This window comes from Nocardioides sp. (assembly GCF_044226305.1).
Taxonomy (GTDB): Bacteria; Actinomycetota; Actinomycetes; order Propionibacteriales; family Nocardioidaceae; genus Nocardioides.
In genome coordinates this window covers 1-6,174 of the sequence record NZ_JBGAHF010000039.1, presented here as the reverse complement: position 1 = coordinate 6,174, position 6,174 = coordinate 1, and the positions used below count along the sequence as shown (strand labels likewise).

Below are 6,174 nucleotides of genomic sequence, written 5' to 3'. Positions count from 1 at the left end.
TCAGTGAACACCGGGGCCTCCTATGCCTGTGGATAGGTCGCGCAGGCCACTCCTGCCCGACAACCCACGTACATGCATGTGAGAGGCCCCGGCCTGCAACCCCCTCACACCGAGGCGGTCACGTCATACCGTCTGACCCGGCGTGTCGAGACCGAGTCGTCCTCGAGCCTGATCTGCCCGATCGTGGTTGACGACGGGATCACCGGGGCAGCCTGGTCGCATGACCACCCAGAGCGCCGAGCCCGTCGACGTCAACGGCCCCACCCCGGACCTGAAGCGGGTGCTCGGCCCGAAGCTGCTCCTGCTGTTCATCGTCGGCGACATCCTGGGCGCGGGCATCTACGCCGTCACCGGCGAGATGGCGCTCGAGGTCGGCGGCCTCGTGTGGCTGCCGTTCATCGTCGCGTTCGCCGTGGCCACGCTGACGGCGTTCTCCTACCTCGAGCTCGTCACGAAGTACCCCCAGGCCGCCGGGGCGGCGCTGTACACGCACAAGGCGTTCGGCATCCACTTCGTCACGTTCCTGGTCGCGTTCGCGGTGATCTGCTCCGGCATCACCAGCGCCTCGACGTCCTCGAACCTGCTCGCCACCAACCTGCTCGCCGGCTTCGACGGCCTCGGCTGGGACGTGCCCCAGGGTCAGACCGCGATCACCGCGGTCGCGATGGGGTTCATGCTGCTCCTGGCGGTGGTGAACCTGCGCGGGGTCGGCGAGAGCGTGAAGTTCAACGTCGTGCTCACGCTCATCGAGATGGCCGCACTGGTGATCGTCATCCTGATCGGCTTCTGGGTCATGGCCAAGGGCGACGCCGACATGGGCCGGATCGTGGTCTTCGACTCCCAGTCCGACCGCGGCCTGTTCCTCGCGGTCACCGTCGCCACCGCGATCGCCTTCTTCGCGATGGTCGGCTTCGAGGACTCGGTCAACATGGTCGAGGAGACCCAGGACCCGGTCCGGATCTTCCCGCGGGTGATGTTCACGGGCCTCGGCATCGCCGTGGTGTTCTACGTCCTGGTCGCGCTCTCGGTGATCGCCGTGATCCCCGAGGGCCAGATCGAGGCCGTGGTCGCCGACGAGGGCAAGGTGCTGCTCGCGGTCGTCGAGAAGGGCGCTCCCGGACTCCCGATCGACAAGGTCTTCCCGTTCCTCACGGTGATCGCGGTCGCCAACACCGCGCTGCTCAACATGCTGATGGCCAGCCGCCTGCTCTACGGCCTGGCGCACCAGGACGTGCTGCCGCGCACCCTCGGCAAGGTGCTGCCGGGCCGCCGGACGCCGTACGCCGGCATCATCTTCTCCACGCTGCTCGCGCTCGGCCTGATCGCGGTCGTCACGGTCTACGCGGACACCTCCCTGATCGTGGCGCTCTCGGGCACCACGGCGCTGCTGCTGCTCTGCGTCTTCGCGGTCGTCAACGTGGCCTGCATGGTGCTGCGCCGGGACCCGCGCGCCGAGGGCGGGTTCCAGGCCCCGCGCTGGGTCCCGCTCGCCGGAGCGGTCGCCTGCCTGTTCCTGGCCGGCCCGTGGGCCCGCGACCGCGAGGACTGGATCCAGTACCAGGTCGCCGGGGGGCTGCTCCTGCTCGGCATCGTGCTGTGGGCGTTCACCTGGTTCACCAACCGGGCGGTCCGGGCGAAGAAGACCGGGTTCCGCGACATCGAGCACATGGAGGACTGACGTCTCAGGCGGGACCACCGAATCGGGGAAGAGCGCCGGCGCGCCGTACCCTGGACGGGTGAGTGTCGTCCCGTCCCTGTCCGAGCTGCACGCGCTGGGTGCCGCCCAGCAGCCGTCGTACCCCGACCGCGCCGCGGTCGACGCCGCCGTCGCGCGGCTGCGCACCGCGCCGCCGCTGGTCTTCGCGGGTGAGTGCGACGAGCTCAAGGACAAGATCGCCGCCGTGGCGCGGGGTGAGGCGTTCCTGCTCCAGGGCGGCGACTGCGCCGAGACGTTCGCCGGAGTCACCGCCGACAACGTGCGCAACAAGCTCCGCGTGCTCCTCCAGATGGCGGTCGTGCTGACGTACGCCGCCTCGGTGCCGGTCGTGAAGGTCGGCCGGATCGCCGGCCAGTACGCGAAGCCGCGCTCCTCTGACCTCGAGACCCGCGACGGCGTCACGCTGCCCGCCTACCGCGGCGACGCCGTGAACGGCTTCGACTTCACCCCCGAGTCGCGGGTCCCGGACCCGCAGCGGCTCGTCGACGTCTACAACTCCAGCGCCGCGACCCTCAACCTGGTCCGTGCCTTCGTCACCGGCGGCTACGCCGACCTGCGCCAGGTGCACACCTGGAACACCGACTTCGTGCGCGAGTCCGGGGTCGGGCAGAAGTACGAGGCGATGGCGAACGAGATCGAGCGTGCCCTCACCTTCATGCAGGCCATCGGCGCCGACCCCGACGAGTTCCACCGGGTCGACTTCCACTCCAGCCACGAGGCGCTGGTGCTGGAGTACGAGCACGCGCTCACGCGCATCGACTCCCGCACGAGCACCCCGTACGACGTGTCCGGCCACTTCGTGTGGATCGGGGAGCGCACCCGCCAGCTGGACGGCGCGCACGTCGAGCTGCTCAGCCACATCCGCAACCCGATCGGCGTGAAGCTCGGCCCGTCCACCACCCCGGACGACGCGCTCGCGCTGGCCGCGAAGCTCAACCCGGCCAACGAGCCGGGCCGGCTGACCTTCATCACCCGCTTCGGCGCCGGGAAGATCCGGGACGGTCTCCCGCACCTGGTGGAGAAGGTCGAGGCCGCGGGCCTGGAGGTCGCCTGGGTGTGCGACCCGATGCACGGCAACACCTTCGAGGCCTCCTCGGGCTACAAGACCCGCCGCTTCGACGACGTGATCGAGGAGGTGCAGGGCTTCTTCGACGTGCACCGCTCGCTCGGCACCTGGCCCGGCGGCCTGCACGTCGAGCTCACCGGTGACGACGTCACCGAGTGCGTCGGCGGCGGTGAGGACCTCACCGACCTCGACCTCGCGCACCGCTACGAGTCGGTCTGCGACCCGCGGCTGAACCGGGTGCAGTCGCTCGAGCTGTCGTTCCTGGTCGCGGAGATGCTGCGCCAGGCCTGATCCGCCCGGCCTGATCCGCCCGGCCTGACCGGGCAGCGGTTCTCATGAAGCGGGTCTAGGTTCCCGCCATGATCACTCGTCTGCTGGCCGGGCTGCTGATCGCAGCCGGCCTCGTCGCCGTACCCGGTGGACCCGCGATCTCGGGCGGCCCGACGGTGTCGGTGGCCGACATGCGGTTCACCCCGGCGTCGCTGACCGTCGGGCTCGGCAGCCCCGTCACCTGGACCTACCCCGACGCGATGGCGCACACCAGCACCTCGACCCAGGGCTTCTGGAACAGCGGCGCGAAGTCCGGTGGGGACACGTTCACGCACACGTTCGACGGGGCGGGCAGCTACCCCTACCAGTGCACGATCCACCCGTCGATGCGCGGCACCGTCCGGGTCCCGGTGTCGCGGACCGGCGCCGCCGACTCCGGCTGGACGCTGCGCTGGGCGGTCGCCGCCGGCGACGCGACCTACGACGTCCAGGTCCGCAAGGGCACCGGCACGTGGAAGGCGCTGCGTACCGACACCTCCGGGGTGTCCGCGTCCTTCCACCGGCCGGGCACGTGGGCGGTCCGCGCCCGCACCCAGGTCGGCTCGTCGACCTCCGGGTGGTCGCCCGCGGTGAAGGTCACGACGAGCTGAGGCTCAGCCCGGTCCGGCCACCGCCGCCCGCACCCGCGCCGGGTCCAGTCCCGCCTCACGCAGCTGCAGGTCGGCCAGGGCGCTGACCACGGTGGGGACGCCGCGTCGCCAGCCGTCGGCGGCCCCGGGCACGGCCGCCGCGACCACGTGCACCGGCAGGGTCGTCAGCGCTCGTAGCGCCAGCAGGTCGCTGCCGCCCGGGGCGCCCGCCAGCAGCTCGATCCGACCGGCGTCCCGGGCCGAGCGGTACCGGCGCCGGCCGTAGGGGACGCCGACCGGCCCGAAGAGACCGACCACGAGGACCACGGCCAGCCAGGTGCCGGCCCGCTCGGTGCGGTCGGCGCTCTCGAGCGAGGTCTGGCCCAGGCGGTCGGAGGCGCCGGCCGCCGCGTCGAACGGCTCGCGGACCGACTCACCCACGAGGGGGACCCCGCCGAGGGCGTCCCCGGCCCGGGTGAGGCCGTCGGAGATGCTGGCCGTCGCCGTCTCCGCGCGGCGGATCTGGTCGGCGAGGTCGTCGAAGCGCGCCTGCACGCCGTGGGCGAGCCACAGGCAGACGACCAGCCAGGCGACGACCGCGAGGTCGGCGAGGACCTGGCGGGTCCGGCGGTCGGGGGACGCGGCGTACCAACGCATCTTCATCCCGGGAGCGTAGAGCCGCCTGACAGGATGGGGCGGTGATCGACCTGCGCAGCGACACCCTGACCTCGCCGACCGACGCGATGCGCGCCGCGATGGCGGGTGCCGAGGTCGGCGACGACGTGTACGGCGAGGACCCGACCGTTGCGGCGCTGGAGGAGCGGGTCGCGGGCCTGTTCGGCCACGAGGCGGCGCTGTTCACCCCGACCGGGTCGATGGCGAACGTCCTCGCGGTGCGCTCGCTGGTCGGGCCCGGGCAGGAGGTGCTGTGCGAGGCGAGCGCCCACATCGCGCGCGCCGAGCTCGGGGCGCACGGCGCCTACACCGGCCTCACGATGCGCACCTGGATCCACCCGCGCGGCCAGGTCGACCTCGAGTCGATCCGCGCGATCTTCGCCCCCGACATGGGTCCGTTCTTCGTGCCGACGGCAGCGATCTCGGTCGAGAACACCCACAACTTCGCCGGCGGCGCCGTGCTCCCGCTGGCGGACCTGCTCGACCTGCGCGAGTTCGCGACCGCCGCCGGGGTCGGTGTGCACATGGACGGCGCCCGGGTCTGGAACGCGCACGTCGCGACCGGCACCCCGCTCGCCGAGTACGGCGCGGTGGCCGACGTGATGGCCGTCTGCCTCTCCAAGGGTCTCGGTGCGCCGGTCGGCTCGCTGCTCGTCGGCAGCGCCGACACCGTCGCCGAGGCCCGGGTGTGGCGCAAGCGGATGGGCGGCGGGATGCGCCAGGTCGGCATCCTGGCCGCCGCCGGCCTGCACGCCCTCGACCACCACCTCGAGCGGCTCGCCGAGGACCACGAGCACGCGCGGCTGCTCGCCGAGGCCGCCGGGGTCGACCCGCTGACCGTGGACACGAACATCGTCGTCGTGCGGCGACCGGACGCGGCCGCGCTGGTCGCGGCGGCCCGGGAGGAGGGCGTGCTCGTCTCGGCGGTCGGCCCGACCGCCGTCCGCCTGGTCACCCACCTCGGCGTGTCCCGCGACGACGCCGAGAAGGCGGCCGGCGTCCTCGCGCGGCTCGTCGCCTGACGGCTCAGCCGGCGACCAGGGAGATCTCGCTGACCGCCGTGTAGTCGCGCGACGCCGGACCGGTCCCGGGCGGGGAGACCTCCACCAGCCGCAGCACCACGGTCGCGGTCGTGACGTCGACGTCGACCGACTGCACGGCGGTCGTGTCGTCGAGGTCCTGCGCCACCGTCGTGCCGTCGTCGAAGACCCACTCGACGGCGAGCACCCGCCGGTTGCCGTGGTACCAGTCGAGCTCGCGGCCCTGCGCGTCCCGGGCGGTCTTTGCGTAGCCGTTGACGATCCCGACGCTGCGCAGGTGGGTGCGGCCGGGCAGGGTCACCGTGACCTCCCCGCCGGTGCCGTCGCCCGGCATCCGCCAGCAGGTCTCCGGGACCCCGTCGAGCAGGTTCGCGGCGTCGTACGTCGTGCGGTTGCCGGCGGTGTCCTGGTTGGGCGGTGCCGTCGCGGGGACCTGGGCCGTCGACCGTCCCGACAGGCCTCCGGACGCCGGCGCCGACCCCGAGGAGCCGGACCCGTGCCCGCCGGGACGGGCCCGCGCGCCGGTCTCGTCGTCGCCGGTCAGGGTGGCGACGCCGGCGACGACGCCGACCACCAGGACCAGCACGGCCGCCAGGACCAGCCACGGCCACCAGGGCCGCCGGCCTCGCGGCGCGGGTGCGGGCGGGTACGACGGGGGCGGGTACGGCGGGGGCTGGCCGGGCGGGACGTCGGCGGCCCCCGCGGGCTGCCCCACCTCGTCGGCGAAGAGCGGGTACCGCGGCGGGCCCGGCACCTGGCCCGGGTGCGCGGGCCGGG

At 73.0% G+C, this 6,174-nt stretch carries 6 protein-coding genes; 4 read left to right on the top strand and 2 right to left on the bottom strand.

Features of this window, described 5'->3' with window-relative positions; all coding sequences use genetic code 11:
- Positions 1 to 220: 220 nt before the first annotated feature.
- The 3 genes from ACILQ5_RS21240 to ACILQ5_RS21230 all read left to right on the top strand — a co-directional run bounded on the left by ACILQ5_RS21240 (position 221) and on the right by ACILQ5_RS21230 (position 3,703).
- Positions 221 to 1,678 (top strand): APC family permease, encoded by a 1,458-nt coding sequence (locus ACILQ5_RS21240; RefSeq protein ID WP_395660028.1) that lies wholly within the window; start codon positions 221 to 223, stop codon positions 1,676 to 1,678.
- A gap of 58 nt (positions 1,679 to 1,736) precedes the next feature.
- A complete protein-coding gene (locus tag ACILQ5_RS21235; protein WP_395660027.1) occupies positions 1,737 to 3,074 on the top strand; it encodes a class II 3-deoxy-7-phosphoheptulonate synthase in 1,338 nt (445 codons plus the stop codon).
- Positions 3,075 to 3,142: 68 nt separating this feature from the next.
- A complete protein-coding gene (locus tag ACILQ5_RS21230; RefSeq protein WP_395660026.1) occupies positions 3,143 to 3,703 on the top strand; it encodes a plastocyanin/azurin family copper-binding protein in 561 nt (186 codons plus the stop codon).
- Between the two features lie 3 nt (positions 3,704 to 3,706).
- On the opposite strand, the gene ACILQ5_RS21225 is transcribed toward ACILQ5_RS21230, so the two are convergent.
- The gene (locus ACILQ5_RS21225) at positions 3,707 to 4,345 is read right to left on the bottom strand and encodes a hypothetical protein (RefSeq protein WP_395660025.1); all 639 of its coding nucleotides are present in this window, start codon (positions 4,343 to 4,345) and stop codon (positions 3,707 to 3,709) included.
- Between the two features lie 35 nt (positions 4,346 to 4,380).
- Between ACILQ5_RS21225 and ACILQ5_RS21220 the strand changes: the two genes are divergently transcribed.
- Positions 4,381 to 5,379, top strand: a complete 999-nt coding sequence (locus ACILQ5_RS21220; protein WP_395660024.1) for a threonine aldolase family protein — start codon at positions 4,381 to 4,383, stop codon at positions 5,377 to 5,379.
- Between the two features lie 4 nt (positions 5,380 to 5,383).
- Here ACILQ5_RS21220 and ACILQ5_RS21215 read toward each other — a convergent pair.
- Positions 5,384 to 6,174 (bottom strand): NADase-type glycan-binding domain-containing protein (locus tag ACILQ5_RS21215; RefSeq protein ID WP_395660023.1); only part of this gene is annotated, 791 nt, incomplete at its 5' end.

What these genes read in the sequence shown, in the direction of transcription:
- ACILQ5_RS21240 (WP_395660028.1), top strand. Translation starts at nt 221, where the DNA reads ATGACCACCCAGAGCGCCGAGCCCGTCGACGTCAACGGCCCCACCCCG.
- ACILQ5_RS21230 (WP_395660026.1), top strand. Translation starts at nt 3,143, where the DNA reads ATGATCACTCGTCTGCTGGCCGGGCTGCTGATCGCAGCCGGCCTCGTC.
- ACILQ5_RS21225 (WP_395660025.1), bottom strand. Translation starts at nt 4,345, where the DNA reads ATGAAGATGCGTTGGTACGCCGCGTCCCCCGACCGCCGGACCCGCCAG.